At 68.7% G+C, this 16,046-nt stretch carries 16 protein-coding genes; 7 read left to right on the plus strand and 9 right to left on the minus strand.

The features are described 5' to 3' along the window. Positions 1 to 54 precede the first annotated feature (54 nt). From ACTXG6_RS16260 to ACTXG6_RS16280, 5 genes are all read right to left on the minus strand, one after another. Entirely contained in the window at positions 55 to 1,704 is a 1,650-nt protein-coding gene (locus ACTXG6_RS16260; RefSeq protein WP_445188639.1) for a thiamine pyrophosphate-binding protein, read from the minus strand. A gap of 4 nt (positions 1,705 to 1,708) precedes the next feature. Further along, positions 1,709 to 2,488 carry a cyclase family protein gene (locus ACTXG6_RS16265; protein ID WP_445188640.1) on the minus strand — a complete coding sequence of 260 codons (780 nt, stop codon included), beginning with the start codon at positions 2,486 to 2,488 and terminating at the stop codon, positions 1,709 to 1,711. 98 nt (positions 2,489 to 2,586) lie between these two features. Then, the gene (locus ACTXG6_RS16270) at positions 2,587 to 2,718 is read right to left on the minus strand and encodes a hypothetical protein (RefSeq protein WP_445188641.1); all 132 of its coding nucleotides are present in this window, start codon (positions 2,716 to 2,718) and stop codon (positions 2,587 to 2,589) included. After that, positions 2,715 to 3,878 (minus strand): acyl-CoA dehydrogenase family protein, encoded by a 1,164-nt coding sequence (locus ACTXG6_RS16275; RefSeq protein WP_445188642.1) that lies wholly within the window; start codon positions 3,876 to 3,878, stop codon positions 2,715 to 2,717. The genes ACTXG6_RS16270 and ACTXG6_RS16275 overlap by 4 nt, the downstream gene beginning before the upstream one ends. Beyond that, positions 3,875 to 5,107: an acyl-CoA dehydrogenase family protein gene (locus ACTXG6_RS16280; protein WP_445188643.1), complete on the minus strand. Its 1,233-nt coding sequence runs from the start codon at positions 5,105 to 5,107 to the stop codon at positions 3,875 to 3,877. The genes ACTXG6_RS16275 and ACTXG6_RS16280 overlap by 4 nt, the downstream gene beginning before the upstream one ends. 617 nt (positions 5,108 to 5,724) lie before the next feature. Between ACTXG6_RS16280 and ACTXG6_RS16285 the strand changes: the two genes are divergently transcribed. From ACTXG6_RS16285 to ACTXG6_RS16300, 4 genes are all read left to right on the plus strand, one after another. Continuing rightward, positions 5,725 to 6,711: an AraC family transcriptional regulator gene (locus tag ACTXG6_RS16285; RefSeq protein WP_445188644.1), complete on the plus strand. Its 987-nt coding sequence runs from the start codon at positions 5,725 to 5,727 to the stop codon at positions 6,709 to 6,711. 30 nt (positions 6,712 to 6,741) lie between these two features. Beyond that, the gene (locus tag ACTXG6_RS16290) at positions 6,742 to 7,758 is read left to right on the plus strand and encodes a helix-turn-helix domain-containing protein (protein ID WP_445188645.1); all 1,017 of its coding nucleotides are present in this window, start codon (positions 6,742 to 6,744) and stop codon (positions 7,756 to 7,758) included. Positions 7,759 to 7,817: 59 nt separating this feature from the next. Continuing rightward, a complete protein-coding gene (locus ACTXG6_RS16295; RefSeq protein ID WP_445188646.1) occupies positions 7,818 to 8,021 on the plus strand; it encodes a hypothetical protein in 204 nt (67 codons plus the stop codon). Between the two features lie 88 nt (positions 8,022 to 8,109). Next, positions 8,110 to 9,684: a S10 family peptidase gene (locus ACTXG6_RS16300; protein ID WP_445188647.1), complete on the plus strand. Its 1,575-nt coding sequence runs from the start codon at positions 8,110 to 8,112 to the stop codon at positions 9,682 to 9,684. Between the two features lie 14 nt (positions 9,685 to 9,698). Here ACTXG6_RS16300 and ACTXG6_RS16305 read toward each other — a convergent pair whose 3' ends face one another. The 4 genes from ACTXG6_RS16305 to ACTXG6_RS16320 all read right to left on the minus strand — a co-directional run bounded on the left by ACTXG6_RS16305 (position 9,699) and on the right by ACTXG6_RS16320 (position 13,153). After that, positions 9,699 to 9,842 (minus strand): hypothetical protein, encoded by a 144-nt coding sequence (locus ACTXG6_RS16305; RefSeq protein ID WP_445188648.1) that lies wholly within the window; start codon positions 9,840 to 9,842, stop codon positions 9,699 to 9,701. Further along, on the minus strand, positions 9,839 to 10,837 hold the full coding sequence (locus ACTXG6_RS16310; protein WP_445188649.1) for a helix-turn-helix transcriptional regulator: 999 nt from the start codon (positions 10,835 to 10,837) through the stop codon (positions 9,839 to 9,841). Before ACTXG6_RS16310 ends, ACTXG6_RS16305 begins: the two co-directional genes overlap by 4 nt. Before the next feature lie 234 nt (positions 10,838 to 11,071). Next, positions 11,072 to 12,295 carry a protoporphyrinogen/coproporphyrinogen oxidase gene (locus ACTXG6_RS16315; RefSeq protein WP_445190024.1) on the minus strand — a complete coding sequence of 408 codons (1,224 nt, stop codon included), beginning with the start codon at positions 12,293 to 12,295 and terminating at the stop codon, positions 11,072 to 11,074. A gap of 132 nt (positions 12,296 to 12,427) precedes the next feature. Beyond that, positions 12,428 to 13,153, minus strand: a complete 726-nt coding sequence (locus tag ACTXG6_RS16320) for a hypothetical protein (protein WP_445188650.1) — start codon at positions 13,151 to 13,153, stop codon at positions 12,428 to 12,430. Between the two features lie 267 nt (positions 13,154 to 13,420). Between ACTXG6_RS16320 and ACTXG6_RS16325 the strand changes: the two genes are divergently transcribed. The 3 genes from ACTXG6_RS16325 (at position 13,421) to ACTXG6_RS16335 (ending at position 16,027) form a co-directional block, all read left to right on the plus strand. After that, positions 13,421 to 14,038 carry a hypothetical protein gene (locus tag ACTXG6_RS16325; RefSeq protein WP_445188651.1) on the plus strand — a complete coding sequence of 206 codons (618 nt, stop codon included), beginning with the start codon at positions 13,421 to 13,423 and terminating at the stop codon, positions 14,036 to 14,038. A 370-nt stretch (positions 14,039 to 14,408) separates the two neighbouring features. After that, positions 14,409 to 15,158, plus strand: coding sequence for an MlaE family ABC transporter permease (locus ACTXG6_RS16330; protein WP_445188652.1), 750 nt, complete (start codon positions 14,409 to 14,411; stop codon positions 15,156 to 15,158). After that, entirely contained in the window at positions 15,155 to 16,027 is an 873-nt protein-coding gene (locus ACTXG6_RS16335) for an ABC transporter permease (protein ID WP_445188653.1), read from the plus strand. The genes ACTXG6_RS16330 and ACTXG6_RS16335 overlap by 4 nt, the downstream gene beginning before the upstream one ends. Positions 16,028 to 16,046: the final 19 nt, after the last annotated feature.

Here is a 16,046-nt window from a genome sequence, read left to right on the forward strand (position 1 = left end):
AGCGAGACGCGGGTACGGCGGCGGCACGTCACGGCGAGACGATTACGCGTTGCGTCAGTGGCCGCGGAACGCCTCGGCCAGCCACCAGGAGCCGCCGTCGTCGGCGAGCTTGGCGTCGATCACGAGTGGGGTGTCCCGGGGCCCGGCCAGCCAGTCGGTGAGTCCGCCCAGGTCGTCGGGGGTGCGCACGGTGAGTCCGGTACAGCCGAAGCCGGCGCCTACCGCGGCTAGGTCGGTGTCCGGGAAGCGCACGGTGGCCAGGTCGGCCTCGCTGGCCTCGGTGAAGTGGTGCACCTCGGCGCCGTAGCCCGCGTCGTTGTAGATCACCACGACCAGCGGCAGCCGCAACCGCACCGCGGTGTCCAGCTCGGCGACGCTCATCTGGAACCCGCCGTCGCCCAGCGCAGCCACCGGCAGCCGGTCGGGCCTGGCCAGCGCGGCACCGATGGCCGAGGCCAGGCCGAGCCCGATGGACTGGAACGCCTGGGTGAAGCAGAAGCCGAACTCGTCGGGTACCGACAGGTACGCGCTGGGGTAGCCCATGAAGTTGCCGGAGTCCACCGCGACGACCCGCGCGCGGGGCAGCAGCTCGTCCAGGTGCCGGCTCAGGGTGCGCGGGTCGATCCGGTCCGGGGTGCCGAGGTCGGCGTGCTCGACCTGGTTCCATTGCCCGGAAGCGGCGATCCGGGCCGCCAACGCCACGTCGCGGTAGCCCGCTTTCGGTGTGCCAGCGTCGAGCAGCGCGGCGACCTCGGTGGCGGTCTGGCCGACGTCACCGCATACGCCGAGGTCGACCGGCCGGTGCTGGCCGAGCGCCGCCTGGTCCAGGTCGACCTGGGCGACTCTGGCTTCCCGGCCGATCAGGCTGCCGTGCCGCATCGTCCACATGTTCAGCGCGCAGCCCCAGCCGACGACCAGGTCCGCGCCGGAGATCAGCTCCACGGCCAGCGGCGTAGCGAAACCGCCGGAGATGCCGAGCGCCCACGGGTCGTCGTGGAACAGCCCGTGCGCGACCGCCGACGTGGCCAGCAGCGCGCCGCACCGGCCGGCCAGCTCCCGCAGCGGCCCGGCGGCGGCCCTGGCACCTCGGCCGGCGACGAACACCGGCCGCTCGGCGGCAGCGATCAGCTCCGCGAGCGCCGAGGTCGAGGCCGGATCCGGGCGGACCAGGGCGGGGCCGGGGACCGGTTCGAGCGCCGCGTCGTCGTGCAAAGGGGCGGCTTGGGCCTGCACGTCCAGCGGCAGGTTGAGCACCACGGTGCGACGCTGCTGGTGGGCGGTGCGGTAGGCGCGCACGGTGTCAACGAGCGCGCTCTCCGGGCTGTGCACCCGCTCGGCGACCGCGCCGACGGCCGTGGCCAGGGCGTGCTGGTCGACCCGGAAGTTGGAGTGCACGGCCGAGGCGGCGGTGTCGGCGGTCAGCACGAGCAGCGGGGTGCGGCTCTTGGCGGCCTCGGCGATGCCGGTGAGGGCGTTGGTGTAGCCGCAGCCCTGGTGCGTGCTCAGCACCGCGACCTGGCCGCTCATCCGGGCGAACGCGTCGGCCATGGTCGCCGCGCCGCCCTCGTGCCGGGCCGCCACGTAGGGCACGCCGGCGGCCCGCAGCGCGGCGGTGACCGCGAAGTTCCCGCTGCCGACCACGCCGAATGCATGCCCCACACCGAGGCGGGCCAGCGTGCGGCCGACCAGCTCAGCCACGTTCACCCGCTCACCCGGCCTCTTCGACCAGCGCCAACACCCGGGCCGGGCTGCCGGAGCCGCCGACGATCGGCAGCGGGCAGACCACCAGCAGCGCCCCGGTGGCCGGCAGCTGGGCCACATTCCGCAGCTGGGTCAGCCCGCACTTGCCGGCGCCCAGGATCAGGCTGTGGCAGGGGAACGCCGGGTCCAGCTCCATTGCCCGGCCGGCGTCGGTGCCCACGGTCTCGACGCCGAGCCCGACGATCGGGGTCTGCTCGGCCAGCCAGCGCGCGCAGTCCGCCGCCACACCGGGGGTGTGCGAGCCGGTCTCGTCGACGTTCAGGAAGCGCTCCTGGTCGCCCGAGTGTTCGTCCCAGCCGGTCCGGTAGAGCAGCCAACCCCCGTCGGGCAGCGCGCCGTGCTCGGCCTCCCACGCCTGCACGTCCTCGATCCGCAGCAGGAAGTCGGGGTCCTTCGCCACCCGCTCCGAGGCGTCCAGCACCACCGCCGGCGCGACCAGCGTGCGCAGCGGCACCTGGGCAACGTCGAGGCCGTCGCGCCCGGTCACCCAATGGTTCGGGGCGTCCAGGTGGGTGCCGGTGTGCTCACCGGTGTGGATGTTGTTCCAGTACCACATCGGGCCGCGCTCGTCGTAGCGGCTGATCTCCTCCAGCTGGAAGTTGATCGTGTTCGCGAACGGCTCCGGAAGGCGCAGCACCGGCGTCGAGTCCGTCAGCGGTGCGGTCAGGTCGACCACCCGCACCGACGCGTTGGCGATGGCCGAGTTCAACTGGGCAAGCACTGACACGGGGGCCTCCTCGGTACAGCGGGGGAGTCGGATTCTGCCTCGTCCCGGTGCGCCGCGCGCGGGATCTGGCTGACCAGAGGGGACGGGGTGTGCGGCGGTCATAGGGGCGCGCGGGGCGCGTCGGCGTCCGAGGTCGTCGGCGCCGCGTCCGGGTCGGCGAGCACCGCCGTGGCGAGCGCGCCGGCGTGCAGCGCGCCGGTGCCGGCGTGGGCGAGCGCGGTGGCATTCATCTGGGCGATGGTGACCGGGGGTGAGTCAGAGCGGCGTAGCGGGTGAGATGGGTCGACGCGGTGCCGAGCTCGTGTTCGATGACGGTGAGCCGCTTGAAGTAGTGGCCGACGGCTAGTTCCTCGGTCATGCCCATGCCGCCGTGTAGCTGCACGGCGTTCTGGCCGACGAAGCGGGCGGCGCGCGCGATGGTCACCTTCGCCGCCGAGACCGCCCTGGCCCGTTCGGTGTCCTCGGCGTCCAGGGAGAACATCGCCAGATAGGTTGCCGCCGCGGCCTGCTCGACCTCCAGATACATGTCGACCATGCGATGTTGCAGCACCTGGAACCGGCTGATCGGCTGGCCGAACTGTGTCCTCTGCTTGGTGTACGACACCGTGTCGGCGAGCACCCTGCGCATGCAGCCGACGGCCTCTGCGCACACTGCCGCTGTGGCCTCGTCGACGGCCCGCTCGACAGTTGCCAGAGCGCCGTCACGGTTACCCAGCAGGGCGTCGTCGGGGAGCCGCACGCCACGCAGGACCAGGTCGGCGGCGACTCGGTCGTCGACGGTGCGGAGCGGATGGACCGTCATGCCAGGCGGGGGAGCGGTGGCGTCGAAGTCCAGTAAGAACAGCGAGATGCCGTCGCGGTCGGTGGAGCCGCCGCCGGTGCGGGCGGTCAGCAGCAGGTGGGTGGCCAGCGGCGCCGTGGTCACCACGGACTTGGCGCCGTCGAGCACCCAGCCGTCGCCGTCGCGGTGCGCCGTGGTGGCGACGTCGTCCAGGCCGGGGCCTGCCTCCATGGCCGCGAATGCGGTCAGCGCTGTGCCGGCGATGATGCGCGCGAGGACCTCGTCCGCGCGCGGTCCCCCACAGCGGTGTAGTAGGCCCGCGCCCAGCACGGCGGTGTCCACGTAGGGCTCCACCACCAGTGCGTTTCCCAGCGCCTCAGCGATGATCATCAGCTCGATGGGGCTGCCGCCCATGCCGCCGGCCTGTTCCGGCAGTGCGGCGCCGAGTAATCCGAGGTCGTCGGCGAGGGCTCGCCAGATCTCCGGCTGCCAGCCCGGTCCGGTCTTCACCGCGGCACGGCTGACGGCCAGGTCGTAGTGGTTGTGGAGGAACTTCACCAGGCCCTCGCGCAGCATTTCCTGCTCCGGGGTGAGTACGAATGAGCTCACAGCTTGAGCACCGCCTTCGCCAGGATGTTGCGCTGGATCTCGTTGCTGCCGGCGTAGATCGAGCCGGCTCGGTTGTTCAGGTAGAAGAGCGGCGCCACCGCTTGCCACTCCTGTCCGCTGAGATGGCCGTCGGGTGGCGGCGTGTAGTCCACCACCGGACCGCCCGGCGCGGTGGCGTGTGGCTGGTACACGCGCCCTTGCGGCCCGGCGGCCTCGAGCGCGAGCTCGCTGATTCGTTGGCTCAGCTCGGTGCCGAGGATCTTCAGCATCGACGACGCCGGCCCGGGGTTGCCGCCGGCCTGCAGCACCGCCAGTGCCCGGTACTCCAGCACCTCCAACACGTCGGCGCGTACCTGTGCGTCCGCGAGCCGCGCGGAGAAGGACGGATCTTCGATCAGCGGTCGCCCGCCCGGTCCCGGCTGGGTTGAGGCGTGTTCGGCGATCTCCGTCGCCTTCACCTGCAGTGCCGGGGCCACCGCGCCGCTGCCGCGCTCGAACACCAGCAGGTACTTCGCGACGGTCCAGCCGTCGTCGATCTCGCCGAGGACGTTCCCGACCGGCACCCGCACCTGTTCGAAGAACACCTGGTTCTGTACCTGCTCGCCGGAGGTCATCACCAGCGGTCGGACCGTGACGCCCGGTGTGGTCATGTCGACGAGCAGGAAGGTGATGCCGTGCTGTTTTCGATCTGACCGTGTCGTGCGCGCCAGGCAGAAGATCCAGTTCGCCTCGCCGGCGTGGGTGGTCCAGATCTTGCTGCCGTCGAGCACCAGGTCGTCACCGTCGCGTACCGCCGCCATGCTCAGCGCGGCCAGATCGGAGCCCGACTCGGGTTCGGAGTATCCCTGGCAGAAGAACACCTCGCCGGTGAGGATGCGCGGCAGGAAGAACTTCTTCTGCGCGGGCGTGCCGTAGCCGATGATCGCGTGCGCGACCATTCGGATTCCCATGGGCGACAGCGAGGGCGCTCCGGCCAGGATCGACTCGCGGCTGAAGATGTAGTGCCGGGTGAGGCTCCAGTCGCAGCCGCCGTACTCCACCGGCCATCCGGGTGCCGCCCAGCCCCGCCCGTGCAGGATGCGCTGCCAGGCCATGCTGGCCTCGTGGTCGGCGTACACGCTGGTCATCAACCGGCCCGCCCGTCGCAGCTCGGGCGTCAGCTCACGGTCGAGGAAGGCGCGCACCTCGTCCCGAAACGCCAGATCGACTGCCGACCAGCCTGTCTCCATGCGCACGCTCCTCTGGTTGGCCACAGCTGTGCACTTGATCGTTGTCACGCTGTTGTGTCTCGATGCGTGACCATGCCAGGTGCGGCGCAGAGCTGGTTCGAGTGGGTTCAGCGATGGTGCTCCGCCGGAGCCATGTGGTGTTACTGAGTGGTAGGCGCTAACTTCATAATTCGAGGTCGAGGTTCTCTGTGCCGGGAACGTAGGGATCAGGAGACATCGAGGTGTTGATGATGCGTTGGCTGCTCTTCGGGAAGGACCGCGTTCTCGGGGAACACCGGACGGTGGTGATCACGGAACTAGACCGGGGAACCGTTCGGGTTGTGTGTGGGTGCGACTGGCACAGCGAGGCGTTCGATGCCATCGGGTCGACCGGGCGGGCGGAGGCATTGGAGCGGGCCACCGAGGTGGCTGACGTTCACCAATGGGATGCCGACCTCCCGTGACCGCACCTGACGGTGCCTCGGCGGGGGTGTCCGCATTGGTCTCGGACCAGCGCTCTCAGGAGTCCCTTCGTTTCGTGGGTCATCGGGTCTATCGTGACCGGGTCCGCGACCAGCGGGATGACCGAGTGGGTCGCTCACTGGTTCGTAGCCCACGGTTGTGGTGGGGTGAGGTGATTGCGGCCGAGTACGGTCCCCGACGGCGCGGTCGGGGTGGCGCGGTTCGCGGTACGGACTCGTGACCCGGAGCTGGCCCACGAGCTGATCAGCGAGACCTACGCCCGGCACCGCCCACAGATCAGCGGGAGCAGTGACAGGTTTCGGTTCTCGCTGAGCACAGCGTTGGCGGGTCGCGTCGCCAGCGATGTCATGACGCATTCGATGAGCACCCGGGTGGCCTGCGAACCCTCGCTGCATCTCACGGTGGGGTGTCTGGCGGGCGGGTCCATGGCGATCGTTGCCGGGCGTGAGGAGCAGCGCTTCGGGCCAGGTGAGGTGTTGCTGTACCCGTACGGGACCGAGTTCGAGGCGCGGTGGAGCGGGATTGATCAGGGGGTGCTGCGTCTGGACTTCGGCAACGTCGCCCAGCTTGCCGCCCAGACGACGGGCACCGACGCGGTGGCGTTCCGCTTCCTCGGTATGCGCGCGGTCTCGCCGGCGATGGGCCAGTACTGGCGGTCGGTCGCGGCGTTGGTGCACCGAGAACTGGCCCCACGGCAGTTCACGACCATCCATCCCCTGGTGCTGGCCCAGACCGAGACCACGCTGGCCACCGCGGCGTTGACGGTGTTTCCCAACACGACCTTGACCACGGCGTTCGGAGTACCGGTGGGTCGCGTCGGGCCGGTGGCGCTGCGCCGGGCGGTGGCCTACATCGACAGCCACGCCGGCGAGGCCATCACCCTGCTCGACATCGCCGCGAGTGCCGGTGTCGGCGTGCTGGCACTGCGACACGCCTTCGCCCATCACCACGACACGACCCCGATGGGCTATCTGCGCCGGGTGCGCCTTGACCGCGCACACCGTGAGCTGCAGGCCACCGACCCAGGCGGGGACACCGTCGCCCAGATCGCGCGCAGGTGGGGGTTCGCCAATCCCGGCCGGTTCGCCGCCTTCTACCGCCGTACCTACGGCGCCAACCCTCGCTACACCCTGCGCGCCTAGATCCAGTAGCAGCTCAGTCGTGCCGGGACAGTGAGCCATGATCGCAAAGGAGCGACGCATCGGATGACCGCTGAGGTTGCCGACACGGGCACGCGGGGACGGGTTGAGTTCAGCACCACCGACCCGGACCTGGCGATCGACTACCTGCAGAGCGCGTACGGCACGAACATGACGGTCAGCGGCGCGCGAGGTGGATACGTGTACGCGCACTCGCGCCTCGACGGGGGCTCGTTCGCGATAGACGAAGCGGTGATGCCCCTGCGGTTCGACATCCGACAGGATCCGTTCAATGCTCTGGTCATCGGCACGATCCACGCCGGCAGGTTCGAACGCGAATGCGGTGGGATCACCGAACGCTTCCTGCCCGGTGATGTGTTCATCGACGCCGAGCCCACCCTGCCCGCCACCGTACGAATGCTCGACATCCGAGGTCAGACGGTGATGCTGGACCTCGCGGTCCTCGCCCAGGTCGCCGCCACCTCGCCCACCCGCACTCCTGGCCCGATCCGCTTCACCGGCTACCAACCTGTCTCTCCCGCTGTTGCCGAGCAATGGCGGCACACCGTCATCTATCTCGGCGAAATGCTCGGAAACACCGAAGCCGCGGCCCAGCCCCTCATCCGGGGAAACGCCGCCCGGCTGTTGGCGGCGACCGCGCTGACCACGTTTCCGAACACCGCCGTCACGGCTCTCACGGCGCAGGACCGCCACGACGCGACCACCGCGACCCTTCGCCGGGCTACCGCGTTCATCGAACAGCACGCGCAATCTGACATCAACGTGGCCGACATCGCCGCCGCCGCGAATGTCAGCATCCGCGCCGTCCAATGCGCCTTCCGGCGCCACCTGGACACCACACCCATGGCTCACCTGCGCGCCGTGCGTCTGGACCACGTCCACCACACCCTGCTGACCGCCGATCCCAGTCGCGGCGCAACCGTCACCGACATCGCCACCCGCTGGGGCTTCTACAACTACACCCGCTTCGCCGCCCGATACCGCCGCACCTACGGCGTCAACCCCCGCCACACCTTGCACAACCGGTGACCAGCACGCCGAGGGTCTCGGCGACGATCGCTCGGCGAATCCGTGAAGGGAACCGCTCTGTGGGCGCGGCCGGCGGGGAAGCCCTCGCGCTGGTCACCGGGCTCGGCCAGGCCGACCTGACCGGGTTGGAAGCACACACGCCGGATGTGCGCGACGGTGACGCGGTGCTGCTCGGAATCCGGGAGAACGACGAGCATGCCGACGAAGTTCGCGCGGTGGGGATCCCGGTGTGGGCCGCGCGGGAGATCATTCCTAACAGTTGACCACCCGGTTCGCACCCGCCCGCTTGGTCGCGCACCCTAAGAATCGGGCGGCTGTCAGCCAGCACCATCCGCACCCGGGGGGACCGGAATGACGACGACGCCGAGCGGAGCGGACCAGCCGTTCACCGACACGACCGCGTACGGGAACGGGCCACAGGACTCGGTGACCGACGCGACCGAGAACGCGGCGATCACCCACCACACCGTGGCCATCGGCGGCCGGGACATCCCGTACACCGCGACGGCCGGGCGCCTGGTGACGGTGGACCCGAGCAGCTCCCAACCCGCCGCGAAGATCTTCTACGTGGCGTTCACCGCCGATCAGCACGACCCCACCGAGCGGCCCGTCACGTTCTTCTACAACGGCGGGCCGGGCTCGTCCTCGGTGTACGTCATGCTCGGCTCGTTCGCGCCGATGCGGCTCAAGACGTCGATGCCCAGCTTCACCCCGCCGGCGCCCTACCGCCTCGAACCGAACCCGGACAGCCTGCTCGACCGCAGCGACCTGGTGTTCATCAACCCGGTCGGCACCGGCTACTCCGCCGCCGTCGCCCCCAAGGTCAACAAGGACTTCTGGGGCGTCGACCAGGACGCCGGCGCGCTGCGCCAGTTCATCAAGCGCTACCTGACCCGCTACGACCGGTGGAACTCGCCGAAGTTCCTGTTCGGCGAGTCCTACGGCACCGCCCGCAGCTGCGTGCTGGCCTACCAGCTGCACGAGGACGGCGTGGACCTCAACGGGATCACGCTGCAGTCCTCGATCCTTGACTACGCACAGGCCGGCAACCCGGTCGGCCTGCTGCCCACGCTCTGCGCGGACGCCTGGTACCACCAGAAGACCACCGTGACACCGCGGCCCGCCGACCTGCCGACGTTCATGGACCAGGTGGTCCCGTTCGCGCTCGGCGACTATGCCAGGGCGCTGGCGGCGTTCCCGGACGCCGACCCGGCCACCGTCACCACGCTGAGCCAGTACACCGGCATCTCCCCGGTCGTGCTGACCAGCTGGGAGGGCCTCAACGTGGCGGACTCCGACAGCCGGGGCACGCTGCATTTCCTGACCGCGCTGATGCGCGCCGAGGGCAGAGTGCTCGGCGCCTACGACGGCCGGGTGCTGGGCGTGAACACCGGCATCGCCGGGCGGCTGGACCCGCTGTCCGGCGGCAACGACGCCACCATGACCGCCGTCAACGGCGCCTACACCGCGATGTGGAACAGCTACCTCGCGGACGGGCTCAAGTTCACCTCGACCTCGGCGTTCACCGACCTGAACGACCAGGCGTTCCAGAACTGGGACTTCGCCCACACCGACCCGACCGGCGCGCAGAAGGGCAAGGACGCCGACGGGAACATCGTGCTCTACACCGCCGGCGACCTGGCCGCCACGATGGCGCTGAACGTGGACCTGAGGGTGCTCTCGGCGAACGGCTACTACGACTCGGTGACGCCGTTCTGCCAGACCCGGACCGACCTGGACCAGATGCCGCTGACCGACCCGGCGGTGCGGAAGAACCTCACGGTCAAGTACTACCCCTCTGGCCACATGATCTACCTGGACGGCGAGTCCCGCACCGCGCTCAAGGCCGACCTTGCGGCGCTGTACGACAGCGCGGTGGCCGACCGGCCGGCGGTGCACCGGATCCGGGCCCTGCAACGCCGGTGACGAGTGCCGACGACCTACGGGATAGCCACCCCCTGCTGCGTGACCGAGGCCGCCGCCGGTAGACGGTCGACCGGCGGCCTGGCCGCGCCGAGCAGGTGAAACAGCAACGGTCTGGCGCGGCGGATCTGAATCTCGCCCTGCAGATCGCGGTTGGTCACGCGGTCGCGTTGTGCAGGGTGTCGCGGGGGGTGACGCCGTAGGTGCGGCGGTAGCGCGCGGTGAACCGGCTGTTGCTGTAGAAGCCCCACCGGGCGGCGATGGTGGTGACGGTGTCGCCGCGGCTGGGGTTGGTGGTGAGCAGGTCGTGGTGGGCCCGGTCGAGGCGCACCGTGCGGAGGTAGGCCGCGGGTGTGGTGTCCAGGTGGCGGCGGAAGGCGAACTGGACGGCGCGGATGCTCACCTTCGCGGCGGCGGCGATGTCGGCCACGCTGATGTCGGTGTGGGCGCATTCTTCGATGAACGCAATCGCTCGGCGGACGGTGGCGCTGGTGGCGTCGCGGCGGTCCTGAGCGGTGGGGTCGACGAGAGCGGTGTTGGGAAACGTCGTCAGGACCGTGGCGGCGAGCAGTCGGGCGGCGTTGCCCACGATGAGCGGCTGGGTCGCGGCGCTCTCGTTTGTGAGCAGCTCGCGCAGGTAGGCAACGGTGTGACACCAGTTCTGGGCGGCCGCGGGCGAGGCGGGCTGGTAGCCGGTGATGTGAATGGGTCTGGGGATACGGGATGGTGAGGTGGCCGCGACCTGAGCGAGCATCGGCAGGTCTACCTGTACGAGCCGCAGTGCGACGTCGAATGCTCGCATGGTGGCGGGCAGATCGGGGTCGGCGTCGACGAAGATGTCGCCGGCACGGAACCGGTCGTCGTCCCCGCCGCATTCGCGCCCGAGCACGCCGGCGTCCACGTGAATGATGATCAGCGAGTTGAGAGGCTCCTGTCGAAAGCTCAGTGCCAGGGGCCACCACATGTCGTCGAGGGCGAAGGAACTGCCCTCGATACGAGAATGTCGGAACTGATCCCCGTCCCGAGCGCGACCGACCCGCAACTTCGTCAGCTTTGTCTGGTAGGCGGTGTTGATGTAGTCGATGGTCAGATCGGTGTCGCTCGTGGTGAACTCGGTCCGTTCCGCCGGTGCCAGGGCGGCTATCGGTGTGGTCATCCCTGTGTCGCTCCTTTGCGATCGTGGAGGCGCTCACCCGGAGCGCCGTGCGCACGTGCGCAGGGTGTGGCTGAGGTTGGTGCTTTAGGTGTGGCGGTAGTGGTCGGCGTCTGCCTCGCTGGGGCGTGCACCATGTGTACGCCACGAAAGGGGGAGATGCAGGTCACATTTGCTGGGTGCCGCCGGATGGTCGCTGTGCGGCGTCCAGCGGACGGCTTATGCGGTGAGAACCGCTCATTCCACCTTAGGCCGCGCGACTTGGTGACCGTCCGCACCGGGACGCCGAGCTGCGCTGGGCGCGTTGAGGCGGGTCGCGGCCAGTTCGCCGCTGAAGATGGCGGCCTCGACGCCGGCGTGGGCGAAGTAGTCGCCGGCCAGGTAGACGCCGGGCGGCATCTCGGCATGCAGTGAGTCCAGGGTGCCGTAGTGGCCGGGGTTGGCGATGGACAGCCCGCGCCGGTAGTGGAACAGCTCGACGAGGTCCGGTTCCGGTGCCGGGCCGTACACCTCGAGCACCGCGTTCAGCGCGGACGCCACGATGTCGGCGTCGCACATGCGTTCCAGCGGTGGGGTGTAGAAGTACACGCCGACGGCCTCGCCGCCCTCGGGAACCGCGCTGGGCTGGCGCTTGCTGAGTAGCACGCAGGCGCCCCAGTCCCGATCCATGTTCGCGGGCAGCGCCACGCTGGCACGGTGCTGTGGCCACGGGTTGCGCTGGTAGCAGACCTGGACGTGCGCGTAGTCGGAGTACAGGCAGTCGCGCAGTTTTTTCGTCGACTCCGGTTCGACCAGGTCTTCCAGTAGGTCGGCGGCAACCCCCGGCTCGGGCGCGACGATCACCGCATCCACCGGGTGCGGTTCGCCGCCCGCGGTGATGGTGAATCCCGCGCCGTCCTGGGTGATCTTGTCGACGGGGGTGGCCAGCCGCAGGTCCAGGCCCGGGGTGCCCTCGACGAGCCAGTCGCAGACTTGGCCGACGCCCTTCGGCGGCACCGAGAGTGCCAGCCGGTAGAACTGCTTGACCACGGCGTGGAACAGTGCGGGTGAGAGCCACCTCATCGGCACCGCGTAGAGGAAACCCATGTACGGCACGGTGATGTAGTTGGTGCCGCGCTCGCCGAGCACGCGCCGCGACCAGGTCTCCAGATTCTCGCCGCCGTCGAAGCGGGCCAGCTCGGCGCCGTCGAAGCACAGCTTCGGGCCGGGAGCGACGAGTTGCCTGGCCACCCCGGCGGCGATGCGCAGCTTGTCCCGCCAGGTCAGCACGGGCATCCGCAGGAAGCTCATCACCTGGTCGAACTTCGCGGTGTAGCGCCTGCCGTCGGCGTCGAGGATCTCGGTCTCGGCGTCCCACGGGATCAGCTCGTGGTAGCGGCCAAGCTCCTTGAGGATGGCGTTGGTGCGCGGGTAGATGCCGCCCATCAGGAACAGCGCACCCGAGCCGAGGCTGAACCCCAGCCGATCACCGAGATCGACGCAGGCTCGCCGGGACTGTCAGACGGCAGGGTGGATGATGGTGCGCTCGGTCTGAGCCGTGTCCGCCACATCAGCTCCACGAGCTCGTTCGGACCGCGGCGGAGCGGCCCCCGATCAGGCCTGTGCCTCGGCGGTCGGTGCGGTCTCGGAGGCCGACTCGCGGGACTCGGCCCGTGCTGCCTGTAGTGCTCCCCAGGACAGTGCCGCCATCCATCCGCCGAACCCGAGTAGCGGGATCCAGTACGAGATGAGTCCGTCGTAGGCGAACGGCCCGGTGTGGAAGAACAGCAGCACGTCACCGGGCGCGAGGAGCAGCGCCACCCACAGGCCGAGGTAGCCCAGCCACCGTGGGTACGCCGGTTGCGGGCTGTGGTCACCGAGGATCGCCGCCCCGGTGGCCAGTGCCTGCAGAACGAATGGAATGGCGGCCAGGAATGCCATGAACCAGCCGACGTCGTGCAGCAGCTGGGTGCTCTCAGGTGCCCGCTCCGGGCGGAACGCGGCCGCGGCGAGCAACACAATGAACAAGGTCAGCAGCACGTAGCAGGTCACCCCGGCCACCGCCTGCAGCGCCGCCATCACCGGCCGGGGTCCCTCGATGCGGTTCAGCTGGACCCATACCACCGACACCAGCGCCGCCCACCCGGCCGTGCCGACCAGCCCGATGAGGAGTCCGAGGCGGATCGTGAAGGTGCCGTCGCGGTAGAACGTAGCAATCTCGGCCGCGGTGGCGTCGGCCCTGGGCGCCGGGATATAGCCCGCGAGCAGCAGTGCGACGAGGATGAGCGCCACGCCGACGAGGCCTGCCCAGGCGCATGCGGCCTGGTTGCGAGTGTCCATGCGCGGAAACTAATGCCGGCGGCGAGCACAATCCAGATACACGATCAGGGCAGGCGGGGTGGCCCCGTCCAGGTCGAGCAGCGGACGCACAGCTTCGGGCATCTGGTGCCTGCGCGGACTTTTCGTTGCGGGCCCGGCGTGGTGGGCTGGTTGCGCTCGGTTAGGGTGCTGTTCACCCTCGGGTTGGTGGCCGGTGCGGCCAGAGCTTCGACGGGGCGGCGGATCTGGCTACCCGAGAAGATGCCGAAAGCGTAAGAGCTGGACTGAGTGATCATGCGGTCCAGCGCCCTCCGGCCCGCCGACCCGGAGGGCTCCGGCGGACCGCACAAGACGTTTGGTGGCCGTTCGACGCTCGGTGAGGAGACGCGGATGCTGGCACTGGTACTGATCGTTGCGGCGGCGGCCTGTCTTGCCGCGGCTCTTCTCTCTGGTTCGGTCCTGTTCAGCTGGATCGCGTTCGTCGTGAGTGTCGCGGGCATCGCCTTCCTCGCGGCGTGGTTGATCAAGAAGCGAACGCGGAGCTCGTCGGCCGAGGCGACCTCGCCCGAGGATGATCCCGGGCCGACCTCGCCAGAGTCCGAAACCGGGGCCGTGGAGCGGCCGACTCCCGCCGAGTCCGTGGACGAAGTTGTCCCTGTCCCCGACGCGGATGGGTTGGAGCCGGAGATCGGTCGGTCGGACACGGGTCAGGTATCGGCCACGACGCCCGAGAAATCCATGGTTCGGGTGATCCCGGGCCGCCGCCGGTTCCACGCGCAGGGATGCCGTCTTCTGGCGGGTCACCAGGCAGAAGAGATCTTCCTCGAGGAGGCACGGGACGAGGGTTTCACCCCGTGCACCGTGTGTGTCCCACGTCGCGACTCGTTGCTTCCGGCCTTGTCCTAGCCGGTTCTGCCGCCCGCTCCGATGCGAGTCAAAGATTGCGGAGCGGCGGTTCCCACTGACTGTGGCCAGCGCCGTGGTGCCGTGTCGGAGAAGACTGAGGGCAGGCTGATTGGCCAACTGAGGACCGCATCCTCGATGGTATCCAATCGTTGATAGGTATTGTGGATCTCGCTACGCGCCGACGACTTGGACCGGCCAGCCGCCGTGACGGTCGAGCAGTTGGAAGCCTGAGAGTCGCGGCCGCGCTGAGACTTGACCAGACATGCTGGGGTTCGTAGTGGGTGGCCCCCGCAGTGTCCGGCTGGTGCCGCGTACCCAGAGTGCTTGGGCCGGTTTTGTGCCGGGGGTGGTGTTTCGTCCCGTTGAACTAGTGGGCGGGTTGACTGAGCTCGCGGTCAAGGTGCTCGGCAGCGCCATCCGCCGTCCGGTGGGTTACTGGACGGCGGCGCGCGACGAGATGTACGGGGTGCTGCGGGTCTCGTGGTTCCCGATGACTCTGTCGGTGTTCACCTTCGGACTGATGGTCGGGATCCTGGGCCTGAACTTCACGTCGTTGTTGGGAGCCGCCAACCGCTACGGGCAGTACTTCTTCATCGTCAACGTCCGCGAGTTCACACCGTGGATCAACTCCATGGTGGTGGCCGGCATCGTCGGTGCGGCGGTCTGCTCGGACCTTGGTGCTCGAAAGGTCCGCGAAGAGCTGGACGCGCTCGACGTGCTCGGTGTCGATCCGGTCCGAGAACTTGTGCTGCCCAGGATCGTCTCGGTCACCATCCTGACGCCCCTGCTCATGATCGTCTCGCTGCTGATCGGCGTGGTCTGTGCGGTGGTCAGCTCGGTGACCTACGGGAACGTCCCGGCCGGCGAGTACTTCGCCACGGTGTACGCGAACCTGACCGTCGTCGAGCTTGCGGTCGCGCTGATCAAGAGCACCGTCATCGGGTTTGTCATCGGGATCGTGTGCTCCTACATGGGGCTGAACGCCTCGGGTGGCGCGTCGGGTGTGGGGCGGGCCGTGAACCGTGCGGTGGTCATCTCGTTCGCCCTGGTCTTTGTCGTCGATCTCGTCATCAATCTCATCGCGCTCGGGCTCTACCCCGAGATGCAGACCGTTCGATGAGGAAGGACCACGCCCTGACTGCCAACGAGACCGGCGAAATCCACGCTGGCGCGGATCGAGAGGGCGGCGCTCAGTCGTTCGAGGCGGTCGGCCGAGGTTTGTCCGAGAAGCTCACGAACATGGTCGAGATGATCGTGTTCTTCGGGCAGATCTTCGCCTCGATTCCGCGGACTCGGAAGTACGCCAGCGAGGTTCTCCGGCAGGCCGGAATTCTGATTCTCTCCAGCGGGCTGATCATCTGGTTCATGGAGCTGCTGATCGGTGCGGTCTTCGCGGTGGAGGGCCACTATCTGACTCGACAGTTCGGCGCCGCGGGTTATGTCGGAATCTTTCCGGCGCTGGGTGGCCTGCGGACCTGTGCGCCGGAAATGTGGGGCTGGATTCTGGCGGCTAAGGTCGGCTGCGGTCTGGTTGCCGAGATCGGTTCGGCCCGCATCTCGGATGAGATCGACGCGCTCGAGGTGATGGGTATCGAGTCGAGACCTTACCTGGTGGCTACGCGGTTGATCGCGGCGCTGATCGCTATGCCATTTCTCTACATCGTCGGTCTGGGACTGCTGTACGTGTCGTCCTGGTTCATGGTCGTGCATGTGCTGCACACGGTCTCCCAGGGCGGGTTCCTTACCGTGCTGTGGGCCTTCCAGAGCCCTCTCGACCTGCTGTTTTCGATGCTCTGGACGGTAGCGCTCGGCATCATCGTGGTGCTGGTTGGCTGTTACTACGGCTATACCGCCAAGGGTGGACCGGTCGGCGTCGGCCAGAACACGGCCAAGTCGATGGTCGTCAACATGGTTCTCGTCAGCGTGATCGGATTGCTCGCTCAGCAATTATTCTGGGGCGGTTTCCCGAATGCTCCTATTGCAAATTAGGTCCTTGTTTCTGTCCTCT

The sequence above is a fragment of the Pseudonocardia sp. Cha107L01 genome (genome assembly GCF_052566575.1).